Raw genomic sequence first — 26985 nt, forward strand, 5'->3', positions numbered from 1 at the left:
AATACTAATAACAGTTAAAGGCCAGTGTCGGAAGGCTTCTGGTAGTGCCGCCAGGGCCAACCGCCTTAATTTCATCGATAACCAGCGTAGAACCACCCTTTAGTTGGTTGATCACACGCTTGGAATCTGCGTTAAATGCCGCACCTCTGTTCTGAGCAACGCCTGGGTTACTAAAGCCTGCTCCTGTACCGTATACTACATAACTGAGAATATCAAACTTAACACCCTCAAAAACGAAGTTTTCAAGTTCTGCACGTACACCAGCCTGCGCTTTCAGTGAGTTTACCGGTACACGTCCACCTTTTTCTTTACCAATCATTGCAATTGGATCGGGTACAGTTTTAACGCGGAACTCAAATGTTGTAGGTTTACCATCTGCCACTACTGTAACGGTAGCCTTTCCGGGAGTAGAAGGACGCGCAACATATTTGCCAGCGGCAGTCTTACTCAGCGAACCATTGTCCAGTTTCACAGACACTTTCTCATCACCAACGTTACCACCACTTACAGAAAGATCGTTATCAAGTCCGATGTACAGAACTTTAACCCTGTCAGCACTAACACTTGCACCGGTAGGAGAACCTACAGTATACAGGATGTCCTTGCTTAACTGACCGGATGTTCCGTCAGGCTTGGTATAGGTAATTACCATTTTCTTTGTATAAGAACCCGGCCCGCCTACAGTTGTTTTAAATTCAGCAACACCATCAGAGTTTAAAGGTACAGACTGACCATCAATAGTAACAGAAGGCTTAGCTGCATCACTAAAAGCTCCCACACCACCAGTCAGTACTAACTCCTGACCAGGCATTAAATAAGCTGAACTCTGACTGGCAATAGCCTGGAATTTGTTGAAGATAACCTTAACCTCACCTACTCTCTTATGCAGGTTGTCCAGCACCATAGCTTCGCTGTTTCTTACGTCATTCTGAAACTTGCTCAGAATTGTAATAGAAGCAATAACAGGGGTCATATGAAAGTAAGCGTAATCCCATTCTTTGTTATTCTCTGAACCATGTGTATGGGGTACAGCCAGATCCAGCGGCAAGCTCTTTTCAAGCTCTTTTCTAACTTCCGGATCAAGGTCTAATAATTGCTTCTTAAAGTCTTCCAGCTTCTTCAGCAATTCAGGACCTTTCTTTTTAGGAGCTTCTAAAAACAATTTGGTTGGAACATCCATATTGTCTTCCTTAAAATGCTCTTCACCATTCTCAACAGTCAACCCTGCATCAACTTTCAACTCTTGCTTTAAGTCTTCAAGATACTTATAGGTTTCGTTAGAAAGGCTCTGTGCTTTTTCTGCCAAAGGTTCCCATTTAGCAGCCTGTTCACGTGTCTGGGGATCTTTTACTTTTTCTTTAAAAGATTCCATCACCATCTTATTCTTATCGTCAACAATCTCATTTGCATGAATCAAACTGTTGTTAACAGTTTTAAATGCGTTCAAAATTTCAGATGATACGTTCAGTGCCAGCAGTGCGGTAAGCACCAGGTACATCATGTTAATCATCTTTTGCCGCGGTTCCGCAGGAAGTCCCATATCGCGTCTATAATTTAATTACTATTTACAAAAATGTTTAGGATTTAAAAGCAAACGCTTTAATTAACGACCCTGCATTGCAGTAAGCATGTTACCGTAAACCTGGTTCAGTCTGGTTAAGTTATTAGCCAGAGAAGCGATCTGGTGTTGTGCTCTGATAGCGTCATCAGCAGAACCCTGCATAGCTGTAGAAGCCTCGTTCAGCTTACCGTAGAACTGGTTCAGCGCTTTCAGATGGTTGTTGCTTTCCTGTAATTCTAATTCGTAAATAGTATTTAAAGAAGATAAATTCTTGGTCAGTACCTGAACCTGCTCGTGGAAAGTTCTGGTAGTGTCAGAAGCCTGGTTGAAAGAAGACAGTGCACCTGCAGTCTGGATATAAGCATCTTTTACAGAAGTTAATGCATGGGTAGCCTCTCTTGTCTTCTGAGTATAATCACCAGTTGCAGCAACTACGTCAGAGATTTCGCCCATTTTATCTACAGTGGTACCCAGCTTCTTAAAGCCATCACTTAATTTAGAAAGATTGGTTGGAGTAATATCTGCTTCCTGTAACATTTTCTCCATGCTTTTTAAAGCAGGGTTACCTTTCTCTACTTTAGGAGCAGGAGCAGCAGCTGGTGCATGACCAGTTTCTGGCGGAGGCAGGTAAGCGTACACCAGGAATATCAATGCTTCTGTTGTTAAACCTATCTTCAGCGCCCAGTCAGCCCAGGACAGGTGAAGAATTTTAGCCATTGCGCCGAAGATTACTACTGCAGCACCCACGCACACGAAAATGTTTACAAGCCTGTTAACCCTTGGGGAAACTCCTGATGCCATAACTTAAATGTTTTTTAAAATTTCGGTTTTGATTGAAAACTATTCAGAGGGATACACACTACTCACGCTTCTCCCCAAAGAACGCCTGGTTCGTTAATTTTATTGAAAAATTCCGGATTAAAATTTTCTACAACTCACTGCTGACGTATTAACGTCTTCTCAGCTGAGCAGGTAAATCAATTACACAACGGAAACCAATATAAGATTTTGCAGTATCCTGGTACTCGTAGTTACGGGCACTGGTTTGCAGATAATACTGAACATCTTTCCAGCTACCACCACGCACTACTTTCCTTTTCATACGTGGAGGATCTGTTTCTTTGGCGTCCCAGCGAATATCCGGGTTCATGTCGTGCTGCATGTTATAAGCACCTTCATAGTAGTAAGAAGAAGTCCATTCTGCTACGTTACCAGCCATGTTATACAAGCCAAAATCATTAGGCCAGTATGCATCAGCTCTCACAGTATAAAAACCGCCATCTTCAGGATAGTTACCTCTGCCTGGTTTGAAGTTAGCCAGCAGACAGCCTTTTTTATTTCTGGTATAGTAGTTACCCCATGGATAGATAGATTGGGTGCGGCCACCTCTCGCAGCATATTCCCATTCTGCTTCTGTAGGCAGGCGGAAATCGCTTTCCTGCGCTTTCTTGGTACGCTCCAGGAAGCCATTCAGGTACATAGAACGCCACTGACAGAAAGCTACAGCCTGTTTCCAGCTAACACCCACTACCGGATAGTTACCGAAAGAAGGGTGAGCATAGTAACGCTTAGCCATAGGCTCGTTATAAGAGTAAGAGAAATCGCGCATCCAAACCAGTGTATCAGGATACACTTTCTGATTGTAACGATAGATGAATTTGCTTCTCTGACCTGAGTTTTCACGCTTTGCAGCGTCTTTCAGGTTAAAGCCTTGTACGTTATAAACGATTTTTTCAGGATCGATCTCGATTTTGTTATAAAGCCTGTTGTCAGGTGCCAATACCAGTTTGTTCAGCTTTTCGAGTGTTCCTTTGTCACCATACTTAATAGTCCTGGCTTTAGCCCAGTCTACAATGGTGTCGCCGGCATTACCGGTTTTAAAATATCCCATTTCCACTGCAGCAAGAGAATCTCTTACCCAGTTTACAAACTGACGGTACTCGTTGTTGGTAATTTCGGTAGCATCCATCCAGAAGCCATTGATAGACACAGCTTTGTTGCGTGCTGTGTAACTGTAGTTAATGTCTTCATCACTTGGGCCCATGTGGAAAGTCCCTGGCGGCACATACACCATTCCGATCGGTCTGCCCATGCTTCCACGTGAACTGGGAGCAACTCCATGAAGCTGGCCGTCATTAGGTACTCCACCTTTCGGACCACCAGACTTACATCCGCTTAACACCAGTAGAGCGGTCAGGGCAGTTAGTGCGCTTACTGCAAATAATTGGCTTCTCATCTTGTCAATAAAGGTTATTGAAGGGTATTGGCTAATATTACTTTATCTACTCTAAAGTCCGGCAATTTGCGTTTTTCAGCAATTAACTGAACCAAAACTGAAAAATATTTGTTTTTATTATATGACACAAATCCATTTTTCAGAATGATGTAAATATAGGAGGAAAAGCCAAACGAACCCATATCTTCAGGTATTAATTAATGTTTATTATACGGGATTGTTAAACTTCCGGTTTTTATCTATCTTCTTTCATTTCAGTCGTCAAATATCCTTACTATTTGCTTTTCTTAACGTTTTCTTACCGTTTCTTATTATATACCCCCCTTATTTTTCCCTACAATTCACCCCGTAACAAGCCTAAAAAGTCCTTCACCGAAGTAACAGGCCTCTGACAGCTGTAATTTTTACAAAGGAAAATCTGCGTTTGGCCGGTTCCGGACTTCCTGTTTTCTAATAGTGGAAAAAACTGATCCGATCCCCCAGAACGTTGAATAATTTTTACGGGAATATAATGGGTTATTAATTCATTAATTATTGCGGCGGCATTTTCACCAACTACTGCAACCTCATGCACCCCCTCTACAACTGCCTGCAACAGTAATGCCCAGCACCCGAACGAAGTGGGATACCGTACAATAGCCTGCCCCAGCCCACTGATCATTTTCTCCGCCCGTACCTGCCAGTTACGGTTGTCAAATATAATAGACAGGTAGTAAAGATTATTGGCCATGATGGCATTGCCCGAAGGTGTGGCACCGTCATATACTTCCTTCTTCCTCAGTACAATATCCTGCTGATCACGATGGGTAAACATAAAATAGCCCCCCTCCTCATCTCCAAAATGCTCCTCCAGATATTCCACCACTTCTTTTGCCTTCAGGAGGTAATCAGCATCACCGGTTACCTCCTGCAATTTCAGATAAGCCTGTACCAGATAAGAATAATCATCCAGAAATGCAGGAAACTTCACTTGCCCGTCTTTCCACGTATGTTTCCATTCTGTGGTTACTGTTTTCAGATGGGTTTCGAGAAAGCGGATATTCTTTTCGGCTACTTCCAGATAATGGGGGTTGCCCAATGCACTGAAAGCTTCGCAATAAGCGGTATTCATCAACAGGTTCCAGCCCAACAGAATTTTATCATCCAGCAAAGGGCGAATACGTTGTGAACGTACCGGCATTAACAACTGCTTCCATTGCTGTATTTTATCAGCCAACTCACGCTCCGTCAATCCACTGTTCCTGGCAAATTCAGCCAGCGACTCTGGTAACCATAATATATTAGTATGCCCTTCGTGCCAGTTGCCTTCTTCAGTTACATTATATAACGCGCAGAATAAAGGAGCATCTTCTCCCAGTAAAGCATCAATCTCTGCTTTCTGCCAGGTGTAAAACAAACCTTCCACCCCCTCACTATCTGCATCCAGTGCGCTGTAAAAACCAAAATCGGGCGACATCAGCTCACGCTCCGTAAAAGCAAGGGTTTCTTCAATCACCGCTTTGTATAGTGGCTCCTGGGTAAGTTGATAAGCTTCAGCCAACGCCCCTACCAGTAAAGCGTTGTCGTACAACATTTTCTCAAAGTGAGGCGCAAACCATTCTTTGTCAGTACTATACCGCGCAAAACCTCCACCAAGCTGATCATAAATGCCACCCTGAATCATCTTGTCCAGTGTGTTTAACGCTTGTTGTGCCGCAGATTCATTACCGGTAAAATGATATTGTCTGAGTAAAAAACGAATCGTATACGTTTGGGGAAATTTAGGAGCCTTACCAAAACCACCCCACTCAGCATCGTAGGTAGTCTGAATATTCTCCACCATTTGTTGCAGATTGCCAGTTGTAAACAACCCGGCTTTCTCTTCATCAGTAGCCCGGTTGATACCGAAGGAATTGGCATTTGCCAGATGAGCAGTCAGGTTTTCAGATTGTGCTTCTATCTCATCCCTGCGTTGGTTCCATGCCTCTTCAATACCAGCCAGGGTTTCCCGCCAGCTGCTGCGGTTAAAGGCACGAACCGGTGGAAAATAAGTGCCCCCGTAAAAAGGCTTGAGATCAGGTGTAAGAAAAACATTCAGAGGCCAGCCGCCGCTACCTGTCATTGCCTGTACAGCGTCCATATATATATGGTCCAGATCAGGGCGTTCTTCGCGGTCTATTTTAATATTCACGAAAATGCGGTTCATCATCGCCGCAGTTTCTTCATTTTCAAAGCTTTCCCGTTCCATTACATGACACCAGTGGCAGGCAGCGTAACCTATACTTACCAGTATAGGCTTATCTTCCGCTTTAGCTTTCAGCAAAGCCTCTTCTCCCCACGCATACCAGTTTACCGGATTATGCGCATGCTGCAGCAGATACGGGCTGGTTTCTTGTAAAAGCCGGTTAGCCATTATGTTGTACAGATTATTTTGCCAGTTTCTGCGCGTTCAGGTTCAGGTACTGATCCAGTGCCGATACCATGCTGGGCGCCTGTGGTGCAGGGGCTTTAATTTCCAGCGGTAAACCTGCGTCTTCCACGGCTTTGGCGGTGTTGCCACCAAAAGCTCCGATGCGGGTTTCGCTTATATTGAATTCAGGGTAATTGTCGAACAGACTCTTTACGCCGCTGGGGGTAAAAAAGCAAATCACATCAAATACCTGATTATCCATCACCTCCTTCACATCATTGCTCACAGTACGGTACATGAACCCCATCTGAAACTCGCACTTATTGGTCTTTAACCAGGTTACGATTTCATTGTCTTGCTGGTTCTCGCTGCACACATACAGGAAACGTTCGTTTTCCTTGTGTTTATTGATAACGTCGAAGAGACTTTTATTAGTACCATCTGCACCATAAAAAACTTTACGTTTCCGGTACAGGATAAATTTCTGAAGATATAAAGCTACCGCCTCCGTAATACAGAAGTACTTGGTGTCCTGCTTAATACTCACCTTCATTTCTTCACAGGTACGGAAAAAATGATCGATGGCGTTACGGCTGGTAAAAATAACAGCGGTAAAGCTGGCAATATCCACCTTCTGCTTGCGGAAATCGCGCGCAGGAATTCCTTCCAGTTTAATAAACGGATGAAAAAACAACTCTACATTATACTTCCTGGCAAGCTCAAAATATGGAGATTTATCGCTCTCAGGCCTTGGCTGGGTAATTAGTACTTTTTTCGCACTGCTTTTCTTAGCGCTTAAGCTTTTTGCCCCATTTTTTACCATGCTGTTGTTCCCCTGGTTACAATTACTAAATATTAAATAGAAAGCCCCATTTTGCTGAACACAACCTTATATATCAGCAAAACAGGTAATATTTCAACGGCACAAAGGTATATAAAAAAGTGAAAAGGACTAACCCGCACCATGTTACGCACGGCCGCAAGCGCCAATATGTACCTGTAAAGGAGCAGTAAAACGATGATAAATGTGGAAATCGTAAACACGATTACATTAAAATCTCCCTCGGAAAATGCCAGCAACCATACCAGTGGCAACAGTACCACGGCCATGAGTTTATTTACCAGAAACACAATAAAAATGTAGGTTTCAGCGGCTTCTGACACGCGAAACACCCATCCGGTAAAACGCAGAAACAGAAATTTCAGCAGGTAAACACCCGCCAGAATAAGGATACTATACAGTACGAGATACCAGAACGGAATGTTAGTAATTTTCTTCTGCGTAAACACCACACTTACAAAAATGCCCGCCACCAACAGAAACAGAATGTTCATCATCAGCGAAGGTAAACGCCCCTGTAACAGCTGCTCGCGTGTTTGTTTCTGCCGGAAAGAAGTTTGCCGCACCAGCATAAACAGGTAAGTGAAGTATTTGGGGAAGCTGGCCCGTATAAAGCCTAATATAAGTAGCAGCCCCACCAGAACATAAAACAACTTATCCTTCGATTCCCGCACCCATTGCTGTGAAATCATAAACACCCCAGGCTTACCAATAGGCAGGTAAGCATTTCTGAATAAACGCTGGTACAAAGTATCCTCCTGCCAGGTGAGTTGGCGTACAGGCACCACTGTGTCTGCCCCCCTTTTTACAGAATCAGGCTTTACCATGGCCGAATCGGCCAAACGGCGGATAGTATCGGCAGCTGGCTTTGCCACCGGAGCCACCCTTTTTACAGAATCGGCCTTTCTGATAACCGGTTTGGGCTGGGTTACCGGCGGCGGGGTACTATCTGTCTGCGCCCATAACTGAACAGGAATAAGGGCCAGAAATATAACAATGAGATGCTTTAGCATGAGTGAACAAATATATAAACACGTATTCAACCTATCAACTTCCACTATGGCAAACTCTGTGCAATCAAGTACTTTTGCCGGATAAACAGTTCCATTCATGGCAGGTATCTATCTTCATATTCCTTATTGTAAAAAAGCCTGCCATTATTGCAACTTCCATTTCTCTACCTCTTTAAAAACCATGGACGCACTGGTGGCTGCCATGGAAAAAGAAATGGAACTGCAACAATCTTACCTGAACGAGGCAGTACAGACGGTTTATTTTGGCGGGGGAACCCCTTCCCTGCTGGCTCCGGATATATTACAGCATTTGCTTACCTGCCTTCGCAGCCGGTTTGCCGTGGCAGCAGATGCAGAAATTACGCTGGAAACCAACCCGGACGACATTAACCCCACCAGCCTGCAACTGTGGAAACAAGCGGGCATTAACCGCCTCAGCATAGGTATTCAATCTTTTTTTGAGGAAGACCTGCAATGGATGAACCGGGCTCACAACGCTGGTCAGGCCAAAGAAGCGATACTGCTGGCCAAAGCAGCGGGGTTTAATAATATTACCATTGATCTTATTTACGGCGGCCCTACCCTTACAGATGAGCACTGGAAGCAAAACGTGCAAACCGCCATCGACTTACAGGTGCCGCATCTGAGTTGCTATGCGCTAACAGTAGAGCAAGGTACAGCGCTGGAGAAGATGATAACCAAACACACCAAAGAAGATGTGGATACCGATAAACAGGGCCGCCATTTTGAGCAGCTGATGGAATGGACTGCCGCAGCCGGTTATGAGCATTACGAGATATCTAACTTTGCACAACCGGGCTTCCGCAGCCGGCACAACAGCAACTATTGGTCTGGCGCCCACTATCTGGGCCTGGGGCCGGCAGCACACTCCTTCAATGGCACCAGCCGGCAGTGGAATATTGCCAACAATGCGCTTTATATTCAAAGCATCCAGAACAATACCGTACCATTTGAGGTAGAACAACTAACGCAGGAACAACAGTTGAATGAGTATATTATGACCAGCCTGCGTACTATGGAGGGGCTGTGGCTACCCAAAATTACGCAGATACAGCCCGGAGAAGCAGGCGTTAAAACAGTACAACAACTGAAGAAAGCAGCAGAGAAATACATCAGCCAGCAACTGATGACGCTGGAGAAAGACACTTTGATTATTACCCCGCAGGGCAGGTTTCTGGCGGATGGTATAGCCGCAGATCTGTTTGTGTAAACGTACCCGCACTTACATCAGTGTACTTTCAATTCTGCCAAAGCCCTCGCCCGCAGGCAGGTGCTCCCATAAAATTTTATAAATAGTGGCCGCAATAGGCATGTCTACCATAAACTCCTTATTGGTCTGGTACACACATTTGCTGGCGTTATAGCCTTCTGCCACCATGTTCAGTTCCAGGGTGGCTGCTTTAACAGAGTAGCCTTTCCCAATCATGTTACCAAACATACGGTTGCGGCTGTAGAGCGAGTAACAGGTTACCAGCAAATCGCCCAGGTATACAGAGGCTGTATAATTAATAGGCTCCCTTTCCACACCCGGTGGGTAGTGCAAAATAGAGCGTTGCAGAAAGCGGTTCATTTCATCTGCCGCATTGGCTATGTATACGCTTAAGAAGTTATCACCGTATTCCAGACCGTGGGCAATACCAGCGCCCAGGGCGTAGATGTTTTTAAGTACCGCAGCATACTGTGCACCCACTACATCATGGTTAACCACAGTATTAATATAGTCGTTGTGAAAGTAAGCGGCTATTTCTCCGGCAGCAGCTTCGTCCAAACCGGAAAAGGTGAGATAGGATAGCTTTTCAGAAGCAACTTCCTCTGCATGGCAGGGACCCAGTACGGTAAAATAATCGTGAACATCTACCTGAAAGCGCTGGCTCAGGTATTCGTGCAGCAGTTGATTGGTATCGGGTAGTATACCTTTTACGGCCGATACTATTTTCTTGCCTTCCAGGGCATCCGCAGGCAGTGTTTCCAATGCGGCGGTTACATACGCCGAAGGTACTGCTACTATTATAACGTCTGATTTGGCCACAACCTGCTGCACAGTATCATACATGTCCAGCAGGCTGTTGTCAAAATAAGCCGAACTTAAATAATGAGGGTTATGCTTCCGCTGACGGATGTATTGTATCGTATCTCCGTTACGTACCCACCACGCAATATGATGCTTACCATCGGTAAGAATCTTTGCCAGTGCGGTAGCCCAGCTGCCACTTCCTATTACACCAAACTGCATAATCACGCCTGTTTAAAACCAGTAATCAGGCGGCAAACATAAGAGAATTGTTTTAATTCTTCTTAAAAGTCTGCACCAGTTGGTCTTTCGGTACAACCTTCACCTTTGTACCCTGCTTCAGCTGCTTGCTTACCACATCGTACGGTCCGGTTATCACCTCATCGCCTGCTTTCAGGCCGGAGGTGATTTCTATATTATTAATGTCCTGAATACCGGTTTTCACTACCACTTTACTTACCGTGCCATCTTTCTGCAGCACAAACACTACTTCCTGTAAATCGTCCTTATCGGCCTCTTTGTTGTCGTTATTCGTAGTGTTGTTCTCTGTTTTATTGTCCGCTTTACCTTTTTCCTTGCTGGTGGCCTCGTCGTTCTTTTTATCGCGGGTAGTAACCGCATTCAACGGAACAGACAACGCTGTAGCATGTGTATTGGTTTGAATATCAGCACTGGCGGTCATGTTAGGACGGAACGGAAACGGACGACCTTTTACAATCATGTCGCGGTAACTGTCTGCCAGTAAACGGATATGCACCTGATAATTGGTAATAGTAGTGGAAGAAGAAGTAGCGCTGGTAGTAGCAGCCGTAGAAGGGTTGGCTATTTTGTACACCACACCTTTAAACTTGCGGTTGTTATACGCATCCACCTCTACCAGGGCGCTATCGCCTATCTTAACTTTAGGAATATCATTTTCACCTACCTCTACCTGCACCTCAATACTGTTCAGGTCAGCAATACGCATCATTTCCGTACCGGTCATTTGCGCGGTACCCACCACACGTTCGCCTTTCTTTACCAGCATCAGGCTAACCACGCCGTCCATAGGGGCGGAAATAGTAGTTCTGCTTACATCTTTACTGGCCCTGTTTAAACTGGCTACGGCGCTTCTTACACCCGCCTGGTTGGCATTGATATTATCCTCAGCAGCCTTGTAGTTAGCTACTGCGGCAAAATAAGCCTGAGAGGCTGTTTCAAACTCCGACTGGGAAATCACCTTCTGGTCCAGTAAGGTCTTTTGCCTTTTATAAGCAGCTTCGGTCTGGTCCAGAGAAGCTTTCAGGGCACCTAACTGCGCTCTGGCGTTAGACACCTGCGCCTCGCTCTGAGAAACCATGGCCGCTGCCTGATCGCGCTGAGAGGCATAGATATCTGCATAAATGCGGGCCAGCATCTGTCCCTTACGTACTGTGTCACCCTCTGCAATGGTCAGCTCCACAATTTCACCGGATATATCAGAACTGATTTTTACCTCTACTTCGGGATATACTTTACCACTGGCAGTTACCGTTTCGGTAATAGACCGTACGGTGGCTTTTTCAGCGGTTACTTTAGTGCCTTCATCTTTACCAAATACACCGGCCTTCTTCAGTACCACCAACAGCACTATCACTAACACCAGCGAGCCGATTATCCATTTTAAACTTTTGCTCATATGTGAAACGGTTTCAGGATCATTGAATTTTATAGTTTAAGCCCCTGGCCTTTGTAAAACTCCAGCAGCTTCATACGAAATACATATTCGTACTGATTGCTCAGCTGCTGCAGCTTGGCCTTTAACAGGTTGTTCTGGTTGGTGAGGAGGTCTATAGAACTTAACAACCCTACTTCATAACGTTTGGTTGCAAAATCATAGGCTTTCTGGGCGGTAACCACACTGCGTTCGCCCGCATAATACTTCTGCATGGCAGATACGGCGTTAACGTGTGCCTTGTATATGTTCTGTTGCAGGTCCTGATTGGCCTGGTCTTTCTGCAGTTGCAGGTTCTTCAGGTTCAGTACAGACTGCTGGTAATTAATGCGGGTAGTATTGCCACTGTTAAAAATGGGTACCGACAAGGTAAGCCCTACGGCCTGGCTAAAGTTGTCTTTAATCTGTCTGCCGTAGCCGCCCCACCACTTGCCAAAAGGCAGGCTTTGATAATCGTAGGTAACAGTTGCATTGTAAACAGGCAGATCCATATTGTTATACCGTGCTACCGTTCCGTCTACCAGCCTGTAACCGGAAACACTTAACGTAGATGGGTCAACCGTACGAAGGGAATTAGAGAAACGGGAGTTGAGATTATACCCCGCAGATAATACCGGATACATGGCGGCTTTATTGGCCTGTATGGTTTTCTCGGCACTCTTTATCTTCAACTCGTTTACCTTTTGCAGGGGCTGATTGGCCATCGCCAGCTGATACACATAGTCAGGTTGCATGTCTGCAATACTTTCCAGTGGTATCTGGTCCATCGGCGGCGTATCCACCTCAAAAGCATCTCCTGCATCAATATTCAGCAGGGCTTTTAACGATAATACATTCTGATCGAAGGTGGCTTTGGCGGTAATAAGACTGATGCTGTCTGTAGCCAGCTGCGATTCTATCTCTGCCAGATTCAGTTCTGGTAACGCACCGGCATCCACCCGGCTTTTGGTGTCTTTGTATTGCGCCAGATCCTGTTTAATCTGTACTTCGGATATATTAATCTGCTCTTTGGCAGCCAGCACCTGCAGGTAATAAGTGGCTACGTTCATAGACACATCATTGGCTGCTCTTTCCACATCTTTCAGCGAGGCTTCGGCACTAAACCTGGCAGCACTGATAGCATGCTTCAACTGACCAAAACCATAAATAGGAATGTTACCCTGTAAACCCAGGTTCTGATACAGTAACTGCGTAGTGGTAAACTGGTTGGTGGTGGGGTCGATGGAACGACCGAACTGCGTACCCAAACCGGTATTAAACCCAACACTGGGCACCTGATTTAACCGTGCCTGTTTCAGTTGCAATTCGCTGATACGCAGCTGAACATCGGCCTGCTTTACGGATATATTATTTTTAACGGCATACTCCACGCTACGGCGTAAAGTCCATTTTTCCTGAGCCAGCAGTGCACAGGGCATTGCAGCTGCCAGTAAAACCAGAAGTCGTTTTCCCATGTAACAAAAATAACCGAATCAGGCGCATAATTTCCAAAATTTGATGAACGGAGCCCCTACGGGTTTGGCGGACTATTCCCGTATCTTTTCCACCAGCTTCAGTTTCTCAGCAATTACCAATACCACAAACGCCAGCCCCGCCATAGAAGCCAGTGCCACCATCAGCAGACAATAATACTGTATGGTCCATTCCAGCGAGGTGCGCAGTCTGGCCCAGATGCTTACCGTAGCCCGTTCCGCCCCTTCGTACAAGGAAAAGCGTACGGTACAAAACTCATTTTCGGTGTTGAAGTTGCCCAGTTCTACGCCTAGCCCCTGCAGCTGGCTTTGTATTTCCAGTATTTTATCGTGCAGGGTAATATAGTCACCAATAGCGCCTCCTTTCGATTTCAGTTCATTCAGCGAGGCCAGTGTATTTTCCAGCGTGGTTCTTTTGGCATTCAGCTGGCGGTACTCATTCGTTTTATCCACTTTGGTAACCTTACGGGCCGTAATACGGCCTATGTGCTGCACTGCCTGATAGAAACTATCGAATGCTGCGGGGTTTACGCCTATCAGCAAATGCGATTCTCTGTTACCGTTGTTACCCAGGTTCTGTTCGTATTGTATCACCGCACTAAAACGTCGGGTGGTAGCATTCACAACAGCCACATCTTTCTCAAACTGAGAAGACTTTGCTCTTACAGACGCTGTTTTTTCGTACTTCTGATTACCCCCGGTTCCCTGTGCAGACTCAGAACCGCTGTGTGCCTGGTAATTCCCCTTATACATCTTTTCAGAAGCATAGTTTTTACGCAAATCGGTAATGCTGCTAAAGAAGTCATCGCCGCTGCCTTCCAGCACATCATACCGCGTGGCGTTATAACCGTATAACATTCTAAAAGTAAACAGTACAATAAAGGGAAGGCTCAACAACAGGCAGGCTTTCTTCAATCGTTTCTTAAAGGTTGCGTTCATATAGTGGTAACTTTCGGTTAATATAGATAATTGGCTTTCTGCCATGAGGTAAAAAACGCTGCTTTTCCATACCTGAAAGCGGCTTATTTTTATCCACATTATTCTATGCCCGTACACGAAAACGAAATATGCCCCCGTTGTCAGCAACCTTTTGAATGTAAGGTGGGTGATGTGAGTAACTGCCAGTGTAACGGTCTGTACCTCAACGAAGAAGAGCGTGCGCACATAGCTGCCAGGTATAGCGATTGCCTGTGCATTCATTGCCTGCGCGATCTTAAAAACAAATACACCATGTTTAAAGAGAAATTCTTCCCCGACCCACTCTGATAAACACTAAAGTATTGTAGTTTATACACTTACTGTGTTATAATGCACACAGTTTCTGCATTTTAAAAAGGATTGCTTCAGCTATGCACATTGTGTTCATAAGTTATTTTTCTGCGGCAGAATTTCTCTCCGAGATTGCACGGGTATTCAGGTACCAGTAATCGGTAATTTTTATGAGGAACCGGGTGTAAGTCCCGGGCTGAGGCGCAACTGTAATTTTCTGCTCAGGCAGAATAAGCCAGATACTCAACCTGAATAATAAGCTGACAACCCTTACGCATCTTAAGCTAGTCAGAGCATGAGCCAACTATAACCGGTATGCCCCCCTTACCGTATGTGGTTCTTACACTCTGTCTCGCCCGAAACACTGATATTCATTGATTTACATAAAAGGCCCGGTTAATGGAAACAGAAATTTTATTACAGGAGAATAAAGAGCGCTTTGTATTGCTCCCTATTAAGTACCCCGCTTTATGGGAAATGTATAAGAAGCATGAAGCCAGTTTCTGGACTGCCGAAGAAATTGATCTTTCGCAGGACATGAAAGACTGGGAAACGATGAACGAAGGAGAACAGCATTTTATAAAGCACATACTGGCCTTTTTTGCTGCCAGCGATGGCATTGTAAATGAAAACCTGGCCGTTAACTTTATGAGTGAGGTGCAGTTACCTGAAGCCAGATGCTTTTATGGTTTTCAGATAATGATGGAGAACATTCACTCCGAAACTTATGCGCTGCTGATTGATACCTACATAAAAGATGCTGCCGAAAAAAACAAACTGTTCAATGCTATTGAAACCGTGCCCGCGGTTACTAAAAAGGCAGAGTGGGCGCTGCGCTGGATTGAGAAGGGCACGTTTGCTGAGCGGCTGGTAGCCTTTGCCGCCGTGGAAGGTATCTTTTTCAGTGGCAGCTTTTGTTCTATTTTCTGGTTAAAGAAAAGAGGCCTTATGCCAGGCTTAAGCTTCAGCAATGAACTGATCAGCCGCGATGAAGGGCTGCATTGCGAATTTGCCTGCCTGCTGTACAGCATGCTTAACAACAAACTATCGCAGGAAAGCGTAACGGAAATTATTGCCGACGCGGTACGTATAGAGAAAGAGTTTATTACAGAAGCGCTGCCCGTTCGCCTGATTGGTATGAACGCCGACTTAATGAAACAATACATTGAGTTTGTAGCCGACAGATGGATAAGCGCACTGGGTTATCCTAAGATTTTTAATGCTACCAATCCGTTTGATTTTATGGAAATGATATCCCTCCAGGGCAAGACCAACTTCTTTGAAAAAAGAGTGGGCGACTACCAGAAGGCGGGCGTTACTTCCAGCAAAGAGCAGGAGGTTTTTTCTACGGATGAAGACTTCTAGCTTTTACACCTTGCAGCACAATGATCCACTCAAGCACTCATGACATGACTTTATTCTTAAACCACATAAATCTGTAACCTATGTTCGTTATCAAAAGAGACGGCAGAAAAGAATCTGTAAAGTTTGATAAAATAACGGCACGTATTGAAAAGCTTTGCTACAGCCTTAACAGCAAATTCATTGACCCTACCAAAGTGGCAATGAAAGTGATTGAAGGCCTGTACGATGGTGTAACCACTACCGAGCTGGATAACCTGGCAGCGGAAACCGCCGCTTCTATGAGTACCATCCACCCCGATTACAGTCTGCTTGCTTCGCGCATTGCAGTAAGTAACCTGCATAAGAACACCACCAAATCGTTCTCCGCCACTATGGGTATGCTGTACAATTATGTAGAACCCAAAACCGGCCTGAAAGCGCCCCTGCTGGAGGATGAGGTGTATGCAGTAATTAAAAAGAATGCTGCCATACTCGACAGCACTATTATTTACGACCGCGACTTTGCGTTTGACTACTTTGGTTTTAAAACACTGGAACGCAGTTACCTACTGAAGCTGAACGGCAGCGTGGTAGAACGGCCGCAGCATATGTATATGCGTGTGGCGGTAGGCATACATCTGGATAACATTGAGGAAGTAATTAAAACCTACAACCTGATGAGCGAAAGATGGTTTACCCATGCAACGCCTACGCTGTTTAACGCAGGTACACCCAAGCCGCAGATGTCCAGCTGTTTTCTGTTAACCATGAAGGATGACAGCATTGAAGGCATTTACGATACGCTCAAACAAACTGCCCGCATCTCACAATCTGCCGGTGGCATTGGTTTAAGCATTCACAACATCCGCGCTACCGGTACGTATATCAGCGGTACCAACGGTACCAGCAATGGCATTATACCTATGCTGCGTGTGTTTAACGATACAGCCCGTTATGTAGACCAGGGCGGTGGTAAACGTAAAGGTGCCTTTGCAGTATACATAGAGCCATGGCATGCAGATATATTTGAGTTTCTGGATCTGCGTAAGAACCACGGTAAGGAAGAACTGCGCGCACGCGATCTGTTCTATGCCCTTTGGATAAGCGATCTGTTTATGGAACGCGTAGAAGCCAATGGAGAGTGGAGCCTGTTCTGTCCGCATGAAGCACCAGGACTGGCCGATTGCTTTGGTGAAGCATTTAATAAATTATACACACAATACGAGCAGGAAGGTAAAGCCCGTAAAACGGTGAAAGCACAGGATTTGTGGTTTGCTATTCTGGATGCACAGATTGAAACCGGCACCCCGTACATGCTGTACAAAGATGCCTGCAACAGCAAGAGCAATCAGCAACACCTGGGCACCATCCGCAACAGTAACCTGTGTACCGAGATAGTTGAATACTGCGCTCCGGATGAAGTAGCAGTATGTAACCTGGCTTCGATTGCCCTGCCCCGTTTTGTAAACGAGGGTGTATTTGACCATCAGAAGTTGTATGAAGTAACCTACCAGGCAGCTATAAACCTGAACCGCATCATCGACAGAAACTACTACCCTGTTGAAGAAGCGCGCAACAGCAATATGCGCCACCGCCCGATAGGACTGGGCATACAGGGCCTGGCAGATACCTTCATTCTTATGCGTTATCCTTTTGAAAGCGCAGAAGCTAAACAACTGAACATTGACATTGCTGAAACCATGTATTTCGCAGCAATGACGGCCTCTAAAGATCTTGCCATTACAGAAGGTGCGTACAGCACGTATGAAGGTAGTCCGCTGAGCAAAGGCGCCTTCCAGTTCGATTTCTGGGGTGTAGTACCTGGTAACCGCTGGAACTGGAGCGCCCTGCAACAGGAGATTAAAAAGTATGGTGTAAGAAACAGTCTGCTGATTGCTCCTATGCCTACTGCCTCTACCTCACAGATACTTGGTAATAACGAGTGTTTTGAGCCGTACACCTCTAACATTTACGTACGCCGTGTACTGAGCGGTGAGTTTATTATTGTAAACAAATTCCTGCTGAAAGATCTGGTAGCACTGGGCCTGTGGAACGATGAAATGAAGAACCGCATCATCGCTGCCAACGGCTCTATCCAGGCTATTGAAGAAATACCGCAGGAAGTAAGAGAGATTTACAAAACCGTTTGGGAAATTAAACAGCGCACGCTGATTGATATGGCTGCCGACCGTGGTGCCTATATCTGTCAGTCACAATCGCTCAATCTGTTTGTACAGCAGCCCAACAAAGCCAAGCTTACCAGCATGCACTTTTACGCCTGGAAAAAGGGCCTGAAAACCGGCATGTATTACCTGCGTACACAGGCAGCTGCACAGGCCGTACAATTCACCGTAGAAAAGCAGGGCAGTGTACAAATGCAGCCGCTGAACAACAACAGCAACACACCACCCGCACCTACCGATGAAGAGATAACGGGCGCCGCCTGCCCTATAGATGGTAGCTGCGAAGCATGTAGTTCTTAAACCAACAATCAGCCATAGGCTTATACAACCGCTATCCGGGTTATCCGGTTAGCGGTTTTTCTTTTTATAAGTGCAGCCCGCAACAACATCATTGTTCATTCCATCACTTACACCAGATGGCAGCACCTGGCATAATACTTCTTCCTTATACGGCTGCGTATATGCATACGGCTGCCTTCAGGAGAAAGCAATATGTGTGGCAATACATTCTCTACCATGCTGCCGGCTTCAGGAATAACAAAAACCTGTTTGTTGCCTTTCTTTCGCTCAGCAATGAAGGCTTTAACCCTTTCCCGGTTTAATGCCTTACGAATCAACTCTGCCGCTTCCAGCAGCAACAGATGCACTTCTTCCGGGGTATTACCCGCTTTCAGCCACTGATAGGCCTTTCCGGCAAGCGATTGATAATGAGCACGTTGCTTGTTCATTGGCAGTGTACGGTGTACTACCGCCGCCAGAGGGGCCGCCTGTGCAAACAGGCTGGCATGTTTACGGGTATTGGCAAATTCGGGTGCGGTTTTCACGCGCTTTCCATCCAGCGTATCAGGCACACGTACGCAGGTGATACCTTTGCTGATATACACCTGTAATATGCCATAATTGCCCGGAGGCGGCGGATTTTCACACACGTATTTTGCCATAATTACGCTTTATGCTCTTCTAAATTTACCACTTTTTACACCGGTAAAACCTTAAAATCTGAACGCTTTAGCACCGAACCTACCCTATACCTATACCGAAGGAACAGGGTACCTTAAAGGATACCGCAGGCGGGCAACCTCTTCTTCAGCAGCCTACTTCCTAAAACCATATTTGCGGGTTGTTGCTCTACAGTTTACTTTTGTACTATGTTCTTTGTTATAAGATCAATTCAGTAAAAGGTTTCCGCCAAAAGCGGGATTAATAAGGAACCATGTGTAAATCATGGGCAGACGTGCTACTGTAAGTTTATTCCGGCAACAGCTAACCCTGTTTCCGGCCTGTACAGCAAACACGCCACTACAATGCGCAATGGCGCAGTGGGAAGGCGCTGAACAGAGAAAACAAGCCAGGATACTTGCCTCTTATTGTGTATGATGAATGCTTTCACGATATAAAGCGCAGTCAGTAATTGATACGTATATATACGCCCCGTAATGGCAGGGGTGTGCTATGTGCTGTCCTTACTTTCTCCACTTCTATCCTGTTCCGCATTTGCCGGCAAAGGGCATGTTTTAAATGTTTCACGTAAAAACACAAAACATGTTCACAAACATTCTGGGCTACCCACGCATCGGTGGCCAACGCGAGCTGAAGAAAGCCTGCGAAAGTTATTGGGCGGGCGATACTTCGCTCCGCAACCTGCTTACCACTGCGCAGGAAATACGCCGCCACAACTGGCAGCTGCAGCAGCAGGCAGGTATTGACCTTATTCCCTGTAACGACTTTTCGCTGTACGATCAGGTACTGGATATGTGCCTTACCGTTAGCGCTATTCCGGAACGCTTTCACCCACTGGTTGAGCAGGCGCAACTGCCCGAGACAGACCTGCTGTTTGCCATGGCACGCGGCTACCAGAAAAACGGGTACGACATTACTGCGCTGGAAATGACCAAGTGGTTTGATACCAATTACCACTACATGGTACCGGAGTTTACCGCCAACCAACAATTTAACCTGCTCTCTACCAAAATTGTGGATGAATGCAGAGAAGCCATTCAGCTGGGCATTCAGCCTAAGCCCGTAATACTGGGGCCGGTGTCTTTTCTGTTATCAGGTAAAGAAAAAGAAGCCGGTTTTAACCGTATTGATCTGCTGAAGAACCTGCTGCCGGTGTATAAAAAACTACTGTCGGCACTGGAAGAACTGAATGTACGCCACATACAGTTTGATGAGCCGTATCTGGTTACCAACCTTACCGATACCGAACGCAAAGCCGTTGCCTATGCCTATGGAGAACTGAGCCGCCATACACCACGCATTCACTTTCTATTGGCTGGCTATTTTGAATGTTATGGCGATAACCTGAGCACTGTGCTGGCGCTGCCCGTACAAACCATTCATCTGGACCTGGTAAGATGCCCGGCACAGCTGGATGATATACTGGCTACCGATTTTGTAAAGGGTGATAAAAAGCTGTCGCTGGGTGTGGTAGACGGCCGCAACATCTGGAAGAACGATTACGAAAAATCGCTCGCCCTTATTAACAAAGCCGTGGCAGCTATTGGCGCCGCAAGGGTATTGATAGCCCCTTCCTGCTCTTTACTGCATGTACCGTGCGACCTGGCTTTTGAAACCACACTACAGCCGGAAATTAAAAACTGGCTGGCCTTTGCCCGGCAGAAAGTGGAAGAAGTAGTAGCCCTGAAACAACTGGCTACGGGCAGCGAAAGTGCCGGTGCATTACTGGCAGATAACCAGCAGGCCATTGCTTCCCGCCGCAGTTCAGCCCTTATTCACAAGCAGCACGTAAAACAACGAACCGCTGCGGTTACCGATGCAGACGCCACACGCAAATCTGTATTCGCTACCCGCCGCATACAACAGCAGGCTTTACTTAACCTGCCTTTATTTCCTACTACTACCATCGGCTCCTTCCCCCAAACGGCTGACATACGCCAGTTGCGTGCGCAACTAAAAAAAGGCAGCATTACGCAGCAGCAGTACGATAACGCTATTAAAGCTTCTACACAGGATTGTGTACGCATGCAGGAAGAGCTGGGCATTGATGTACTGGTGCATGGCGAGTTTGAGCGCAATGACATGGTGGAGTATTTTGGTGAGCAGCTGGAAGGCTATGTATTCACCAAAAACGGATGGGTACAAAGCTATGGCAGCCGCTGCGTAAAACCACCGGTGGTATTTGGAGATGTGGAGCGTAAAGCACCTATGACGGTAGAGTGGACACGCTATGCACAATCACTCACCAGCAAACCCATGAAGGGCATGTTAACCGGACCGGTTACCATTCTTCAATGGTCGTTTGTGCGGGATGATCAGCCGCGTGAAACCACGGCCATGCAGATAGCACTGGCCATACGCGATGAAGTGTGTGACCTGGAAGAGGCCGGTATTAAAGTAATACAGATTGATGAGCCTGCTATACGCGAAGGTCTGCCCTTACGTAAAGAAAACTGGTCTGCTTATCTGCAATGGGCAGTGAAGGCTTTTAAAGTAGCTTCCTGTAGCGTGGAAGACAGTACCCAGATTCACACGCATATGTGCTACAGCGAGTTTAATGATATTATCGACAGCATTGCCGCACTGGATGCAGATGTTATTACCATTGAAACTTCCCGCTCGCAGATGGAACTGCTGGATGCATTTGCAGACTTTAAATACCCGAACGAGATAGGGCCCGGCGTGTATGATATTCATTCCCCACGCGTACCTACTGTTGACGAAATAGCACACCTGCTTGAAAAAGCTGCTGCTGTAATACCTGTAGAGCACTTATGGGTAAACCCCGATTGTGGTTTAAAAACCCGTAAATGGCCGGAAACCAGACAGGCACTGGAGCATATGGTGCAAGCTGCTGCCGCTGCCCGTGTTAAAGCTGGGGTGGAAATAGTATAACGGTATCATTTATCCGGCACATTCTCAACTGATTTTATATTGGTTATACAACACAAGGGCCACTACTCCCAACAAGAGTGTGGCCCTTTGTTGTGATAATCTGGCATAGTTTTTTTCTCCTGATAAGAAAAAATCCATGCCTGCTAACATTGATAAACTGTACGATAAAGCTTACGACTGGGTAATTACGTTTGGGCCACGAATAATTATTGCATTGGTAGTGCTGCTGCTGGGGCAATGGCTGATACGCTTTATCAGAAAGCGTATGACCAGTTCCATGAACCGCAGATCGCTTAATCCGTCGTTACAGCCGTTTATGCGTAGCCTTATCTCCGGCATTTTACAGATACTGCTGGTGTTGCTGCTGATGCAGATATTGGGGATTCAGCTAACCATTTTTGCAGCATTGGTAGGTGCATTGGGTGTAGCGGCAGGCTTAGCGTTAAGTGGTACCCTTCAAAATTTTACCAGTGGTATACTCATACTGATTATGAAGCCTTATACAGTAGGTGATAATGTAATTGCACAGGGCCAGGAAGGCACAGTAACAGATATACGCGTGTTCTATACCGTGTTAACCACTTATGATAACCGCACAGTAATTATACCTAACAGTAAGCTTTCCAACGAACTGATTATAAACCTGAGTAGTGAAGGCAAACGCAGAATGGATATAGAGATGAAGCTTCCTTATCCGGTTGACTTTAAGCAGGCAGAATCTATATTAAGAGAGGTGGTAGAATCAGATGACAGGATTATGAAAGATCCGGCTACACGTATAGGCGTTTCGGTAATTGAGCCGGATGGATATAAGATGATTGTAAACGCCTGGGTAAATGCACACGGCTTTCATGATGTAAGGTTGCAATTACAACAGAAAATGATTGATGCTTTAAAAGGTAATGGCGTTAAACTGCCAGGCATGTAAAGCAACAGAAGATATTAAAAATAAAGCTGCCCCATTCAACAAGCGCCCCTCCGGATAACGGAACCGATGCTGTTGAGTGGGGCAGTTTATTACACCAGATTCATGCCTGCTAACACACAGGATTACTTTACCTGTAATGTTTTACCGGCAATGTCTTCCCAACGGTAAATGTGAAAAGTTTTATCTGTGCTCATAGCCACAAACATGCCGTGTGGAAACTTAGCGCCTAAAGGCACTGTAACAGTTTCTGAGCCGTCGCTTTCCATAGCAGTTACCGGAACAGTTTTTAACCAGGTATGCTCATAAGGGTTGGCCTTTGTGCCTTCACGGGTAAACACCTGAAAACGGTTGGAGCCCTGATCGCTTACCAGTATATAGCCTGTAGAATCGGTAAGCTTGTAGATAGAAATACCTTCATGATCGTCTGAAAAGCCGGTGGTACCAAATACAGACAGTTCTTCATTGCCTTTCTCAGGGTCAGCAAAGTATTGCCTTACACCAAACTGCTCATCTGAGTAGTATATATATCCCAGCTCATTATCTACCGCAATAGATTCTATTTCTTTCTTACCACTGTATTTACCAAACTTGCGCACCAGTGTAGCTTTAACATGGCCGCTGTCATCACCGGTAAGCAGGTACTGCCACAGATAGCCGCTATCTACCGGGCCGGTTTTACGGCCTACTACGGCATAGATATCGCCTTTTTTATTCTTATACATAGCAATACCCATCAGATCGCGAAAGCCCTCGCCGGTTTCTCCCACAAACATATCGAGGCCACCGTTATCTACCGGCTTCATATCGGGCAGAGAAAACACGCGCAGTTTGTAGCTTTTACGCTCTGTAACCACCGCAATATCGGTAGGCTTACCATTCAGAGTTAAACCGTACGCCACATCTACGTTGTTAGGGCGTTGCAGGCCTTTTACTACTTTATCGTGCTGAATCTTCCCTTCCAGGTTAAACACATATAAGCCACCATGTATGTCTTTATCTGTACCCAGTATCAGACTCTGTGCCGGATCAGCAGGGTTTATCCATACAGCCGGATCATCACTGTCATACTGTACCGTATCAGTTATATATACCGGCTGCACCACAGCAGTATCATTATCAGCCGCCTTATTTCCGGTGCCCGCCCCAGAGTTGCATGACAGCAGTAATGCTGTCATGCCGGGCATTAACACTAAACAAATCTTCTTCATGCCTGAGAAATAATAATATTAGAGATCAAACTTAACACCTACGTTAAACTTGCTGCGGTAGTACTCCATTTGCATAGTACGGTTGCTAACACCCTGATAGTAGCGCAGCGGCTGGTTGGTAAGGTTGTTGGCTTCAGCAAATACCCTGAAGCGTTGTGCAAAGCGGTAAGATGCGTTGGCATCCAGAAAAAACTGCTTGCTATAGTAACGGTCGGTAAAGTCTTCAGAACCCAGCTCATCTATATAAGAAGCAGTGTAGTTACCGGATAAGCGTGCTACAAAGCGCTTGTTCTCCCACGATAAGGAAGCGTTAAACATATGCGGTGCAGTACCTGGTAATGCCACATCTGTACGCTTTTCGCCATCGCTGTTAAACACACCATCTGCTTTTGATTTGGTATAGGTATAGTTTACATACACCCCTAAGCCTTTCAGTACACCTGGCAAAAAGTTTAACTGACGTTGAACGGCTACCTCAAAGCCATATACATTTACGCTTTCGCCATTGCGGCTTTGTGTATACGTCCAGTTGTTCTGGCCGGCAGGAATAGGATTGGTAGCAGCAGGATAATCAGCAGCAAACTTGTCTGTGTTATACGTGTTATCTCTGTATACATAAATAAAGTTGCTGATGTTTTTGTAGAACACACCACCGGAGATAAGACCTACTGATTTAAAGTAGTACTCACCCATCAGATCGAAGTTCCATGCATAAGCAGCCTTCAGAGTTGGGTTACCCGCATCAATTTCATTGTCGCCAATGATAGTACTTACATAAGGAGCCAGTGCATAGTAGTTAGGACGCGCAATAGAAGTAGTAGCCGCTGCCCTTACAATAAAGTCTTCGTTTGCTTTGTAGCGGAAGGTAACACCGGGTAATACGTTAGTGTAGCTGTTCTTAATGTTACGCTGTCCGGTCAGGGTTTCTTCATCTTCCACCACATTACCTGTGTAATTGGTAGAAGTATGCTCTACACGTACACCGGCAATTACTGCCAGGCGGCTGCTCAAATCCTGATCCCAACGCACATAACCCGCCTTAATAGTTTCTTTGGCATTGTAGTTCTGGGTAAGGTATTCATCCGGCGCATCTTCCGCTTCAAACAGCTGTGTGTTGGCCAGATCCAGACCACCGAGGTATTGTTTAGAGATAAAGGTACCGGGTACATACTTGCTGCCGGGCTGGAAGTTGTTGCCATCCCAGTTAACAGCTGGTAATGAAGCCAGGCTCATTTCATTAGCGGGCTCGTAATTAAAGAAGCTGTTCTCACGTTTCTTGTCTTTGATACGCAGACGACCACCAAAACGCAGGCGGCCTTTCTGGCCATCAATTACACTCAACGGAACACGGAAGTTTAACTTAGCACCAAACTCACCTTCACGGGTAAAGCCCTGCTGTTCACTCAGGTCTTTCAGCTCGTAATCACTCAATGGCACATTGCCGGCTGCTGTTACAAAAGGAAAAGAAGGGTCAGACAGCTCTTCGTTTACACCTATGGTACCTGTTTCAAACAGAATATATCTTTCGTGCGGGCGCTTTTCGCTGGCCGCAGAATAGTTGGCCGACCAGTCCATTGCCAGTGCATTGCCTAATAGGTGCTCGCCATTCAGGCCAAAGCTGTATACACGTTGTGTTTCTAAACGGGCGTTTTTGTTACGGCCGCCATTGTAACCACCTTTGGTTTCGCGACGTTGCTCACCTTCGTAACCGGTTATATTGCCATTACCATCTACAATAGGCTCAATGTTGGTAATAGCCAGGCGATAACGGTTTTCCCAGTCATCGCGCCAGTTGTACATACCGTTAAAGCTGATGGAGTGTTTGTTGTTGAATTTATAATCCAGCGCGGCAGACATACTTCTCCTTACACGCTTTACATCGTACTTACGTACCTGCAGTTCAGTCATGTAGGCAGTACCGTTATCAGTTCTGTCCCACTCACCTTCTACGTTATCAGAACCAAAATCGTTGCTGTTGTAAGAAGCACTTACTACCGCACCCAGTTTGTTGTTGAAGTAGCGGTTCCCCAGTACCAGTGAACCATTATAAATAGGCTTGTTACGGATAGGGCTGTAACCACCGGATAAAGTAGCAGAAACACGGGGGCCGTTAGGTACCGCACGGGTAACCAGGTTTACAGAGCCACCGATAGCATCCGCATCCATATCGGGCGTCAGGGTTTTGTTCACCTCAATGGTCTGAATCATGTCAGAAGGAATCAGGTCCATCTGTACACGTCTGTTATCACCCTCGGCAGAAGGAATACGGTTGCCGTTAAGGGTAACTGAGTTCAGTTCAGGCGCCATACCTCTGATGATGATGTCGCGGGCTTCGCCCTGGTCGTTCTGCATGGTAATACCGGGAATACGCTTGATAGCGTCGCCGATGTTCGCATCCGGAAAACGGCCTACCTGGTCGGCAGATACCACATTGGTAATATTGGGGTTGCTCTTCTGCTTGTTCAGCGCCTTCGCCTGGCCACGCAGGCGGTCGCTCAATACTATCACCTCTTTACCGGCAGTAGCACCTTCTTCCAGTAATATACGTAAAGCGGCAGCTTTGCCGTCGTTAACCGTAACGGCCTGGCTTACCTTTTTAAAACCGATGTAATCAATAGTAAGGGTGTAATCTCCGGCAGGCACGTTTAAGAATTCAAAACGACCGTGCTCGTCAGAAACCGTATAGCGGTTTCCAGGGGTAAGGCTGATGTTGGCACCGGGTAAAGAAAGCTTTTGCGCCCGGTCTATTACCGAACCGGTAAGCACACCACGCTGCGCGTAGCCGGCCACCGCCAGTAAAAGAAAAAGGAAAACAGTAGTTAATTTTTGCATAACCTATTTTGTTTTAGGATGCTGCAAAGGTGTATTTCCGCAGCACTAAAACGGCATTTTGGGGGTTAGCAAAAAGTAAACAAGGCAGTTACCAGGGTAAACAACAGGGGAACAGCATGAAACAAAGGC

General features: G+C 45.9%; 19 protein-coding genes and 2 riboswitches. Of the genes, 6 read left to right on the forward strand and 13 right to left on the reverse strand.

The genetic code is table 11. The annotated features are described in order from the left end of the window. Positions 1 to 4: 4 nt before the first annotated feature. The 6 genes from porM to IEY13_RS25475 all read right to left on the reverse strand — a co-directional run bounded on the left by porM (position 5) and on the right by IEY13_RS25475 (position 8040). On the reverse strand, positions 5 to 1540 hold the full coding sequence (gene porM / locus IEY13_RS25450) for a type IX secretion system motor protein PorM/GldM (protein WP_188957699.1): 1536 nt from the start codon (positions 1538 to 1540) through the stop codon (positions 5 to 7). A gap of 63 nt (positions 1541 to 1603) precedes the next feature. Further along, positions 1604 to 2362: a type IX secretion system motor protein PorL/GldL gene (gene porL / locus IEY13_RS25455; RefSeq protein ID WP_188957702.1), complete on the reverse strand. Its 759-nt coding sequence runs from the start codon at positions 2360 to 2362 to the stop codon at positions 1604 to 1606. A gap of 148 nt (positions 2363 to 2510) precedes the next feature. Next, the gene (gene porK / locus IEY13_RS25460) at positions 2511 to 3797 is read right to left on the reverse strand and encodes a T9SS ring complex lipoprotein PorK/GldK (RefSeq protein WP_188957708.1); all 1287 of its coding nucleotides are present in this window, start codon (positions 3795 to 3797) and stop codon (positions 2511 to 2513) included. Positions 3798 to 4131: 334 nt separating this feature from the next. Further along, positions 4132 to 6189: a thioredoxin domain-containing protein gene (locus IEY13_RS25465; RefSeq protein ID WP_188957710.1), complete on the reverse strand. Its 2058-nt coding sequence runs from the start codon at positions 6187 to 6189 to the stop codon at positions 4132 to 4134. A gap of 13 nt (positions 6190 to 6202) precedes the next feature. Then, positions 6203 to 7009 carry a uroporphyrinogen-III synthase gene (locus tag IEY13_RS25470; protein WP_188957712.1) on the reverse strand — a complete coding sequence of 269 codons (807 nt, stop codon included), beginning with the start codon at positions 7007 to 7009 and terminating at the stop codon, positions 6203 to 6205. A gap of 32 nt (positions 7010 to 7041) precedes the next feature. Then, positions 7042 to 8040, reverse strand: coding sequence for a DUF4271 domain-containing protein (locus tag IEY13_RS25475; RefSeq protein WP_188957714.1), 999 nt, complete (start codon positions 8038 to 8040; stop codon positions 7042 to 7044). 97 nt (positions 8041 to 8137) lie between these two features. On the opposite strand from IEY13_RS25475, the gene hemW reads away from it, so the two are divergent. Further along, a complete protein-coding gene (gene hemW / locus IEY13_RS25480) occupies positions 8138 to 9271 on the forward strand; it encodes a radical SAM family heme chaperone HemW (RefSeq protein WP_188957719.1) in 1134 nt (377 codons plus the stop codon). Between the two features lie 12 nt (positions 9272 to 9283). Here hemW and IEY13_RS25485 read toward each other — a convergent pair whose 3' ends face one another. The 4 genes from IEY13_RS25485 to IEY13_RS25500 form a co-directional block, all read right to left on the reverse strand. Further along, on the reverse strand, positions 9284 to 10294 hold the full coding sequence (locus IEY13_RS25485) for an NAD(P)H-dependent glycerol-3-phosphate dehydrogenase (RefSeq protein WP_188957721.1): 1011 nt from the start codon (positions 10292 to 10294) through the stop codon (positions 9284 to 9286). A gap of 52 nt (positions 10295 to 10346) precedes the next feature. Beyond that, the gene (locus tag IEY13_RS25490) at positions 10347 to 11729 is read right to left on the reverse strand and encodes an efflux RND transporter periplasmic adaptor subunit (RefSeq protein ID WP_188957723.1); all 1383 of its coding nucleotides are present in this window, start codon (positions 11727 to 11729) and stop codon (positions 10347 to 10349) included. Between the two features lie 29 nt (positions 11730 to 11758). After that, on the reverse strand, positions 11759 to 13219 hold the full coding sequence (locus IEY13_RS25495) for a TolC family protein (protein WP_188957725.1): 1461 nt from the start codon (positions 13217 to 13219) through the stop codon (positions 11759 to 11761). 72 nt (positions 13220 to 13291) lie between these two features. Beyond that, positions 13292 to 14176 carry a DUF4349 domain-containing protein gene (locus tag IEY13_RS25500; protein WP_188957727.1) on the reverse strand — a complete coding sequence of 295 codons (885 nt, stop codon included), beginning with the start codon at positions 14174 to 14176 and terminating at the stop codon, positions 13292 to 13294. 105 nt (positions 14177 to 14281) lie between these two features. Here IEY13_RS25500 and IEY13_RS25505 point away from each other — a divergent pair, with 105 nt between their 5' ends. The 3 genes from IEY13_RS25505 (at position 14282) to IEY13_RS25515 (ending at position 18333) form a co-directional block, all read left to right on the forward strand. Beyond that, positions 14282 to 14503 (forward strand): cysteine-rich CWC family protein, encoded by a 222-nt coding sequence (locus tag IEY13_RS25505; RefSeq protein WP_188957729.1) that lies wholly within the window; start codon positions 14282 to 14284, stop codon positions 14501 to 14503. A gap of 132 nt (positions 14504 to 14635) precedes the next feature. After that, positions 14636 to 14772: riboswitch (cobalamin riboswitch) on the forward strand. A gap of 133 nt (positions 14773 to 14905) precedes the next feature. After that, positions 14906 to 15871: a ribonucleoside-diphosphate reductase small subunit gene (locus tag IEY13_RS25510; protein ID WP_188957731.1), complete on the forward strand. Its 966-nt coding sequence runs from the start codon at positions 14906 to 14908 to the stop codon at positions 15869 to 15871. Positions 15872 to 15951: 80 nt separating this feature from the next. Then, the gene (locus IEY13_RS25515; RefSeq protein WP_188957733.1) at positions 15952 to 18333 is read left to right on the forward strand and encodes a ribonucleoside-diphosphate reductase subunit alpha; all 2382 of its coding nucleotides are present in this window, start codon (positions 15952 to 15954) and stop codon (positions 18331 to 18333) included. 107 nt (positions 18334 to 18440) lie between these two features. On the opposite strand, the gene IEY13_RS25520 is transcribed toward IEY13_RS25515, so the two are convergent. Continuing rightward, the gene (locus IEY13_RS25520; RefSeq protein ID WP_188957735.1) at positions 18441 to 18974 is read right to left on the reverse strand and encodes a hypothetical protein; all 534 of its coding nucleotides are present in this window, start codon (positions 18972 to 18974) and stop codon (positions 18441 to 18443) included. A gap of 221 nt (positions 18975 to 19195) precedes the next feature. Next, positions 19196 to 19412: riboswitch (cobalamin riboswitch) on the forward strand. Positions 19413 to 19575: 163 nt separating this feature from the next. Between IEY13_RS25520 and metE the strand changes: the two genes are divergently transcribed. Then, a complete protein-coding gene (metE, locus tag IEY13_RS25525; protein ID WP_188957737.1) occupies positions 19576 to 21888 on the forward strand; it encodes a 5-methyltetrahydropteroyltriglutamate--homocysteine S-methyltransferase in 2313 nt (770 codons plus the stop codon). A 136-nt stretch (positions 21889 to 22024) separates the two neighbouring features. Then, on the forward strand, positions 22025 to 22816 hold the full coding sequence (locus IEY13_RS25530) for a mechanosensitive ion channel family protein (RefSeq protein WP_188957739.1): 792 nt from the start codon (positions 22025 to 22027) through the stop codon (positions 22814 to 22816). Between the two features lie 122 nt (positions 22817 to 22938). On the opposite strand, the gene IEY13_RS25535 is transcribed toward IEY13_RS25530, so the two are convergent. Further along, positions 22939 to 23991 carry a phytase gene (locus IEY13_RS25535; protein WP_229688020.1) on the reverse strand — a complete coding sequence of 351 codons (1053 nt, stop codon included), beginning with the start codon at positions 23989 to 23991 and terminating at the stop codon, positions 22939 to 22941. Positions 23992 to 24042: 51 nt separating this feature from the next. Continuing rightward, complete coding sequence (locus IEY13_RS25540) at positions 24043 to 26856, reverse strand: TonB-dependent receptor (protein ID WP_188957743.1); 2814 nt, start codon at positions 26854 to 26856, stop codon at positions 24043 to 24045. Positions 26857 to 26985: the final 129 nt, after the last annotated feature.

It is taken from the genome of Filimonas zeae (genome assembly GCF_014641615.1).
In the GTDB taxonomy this organism is placed as follows: domain Bacteria; phylum Bacteroidota; class Bacteroidia; order Chitinophagales; family Chitinophagaceae; genus Filimonas; species Filimonas zeae.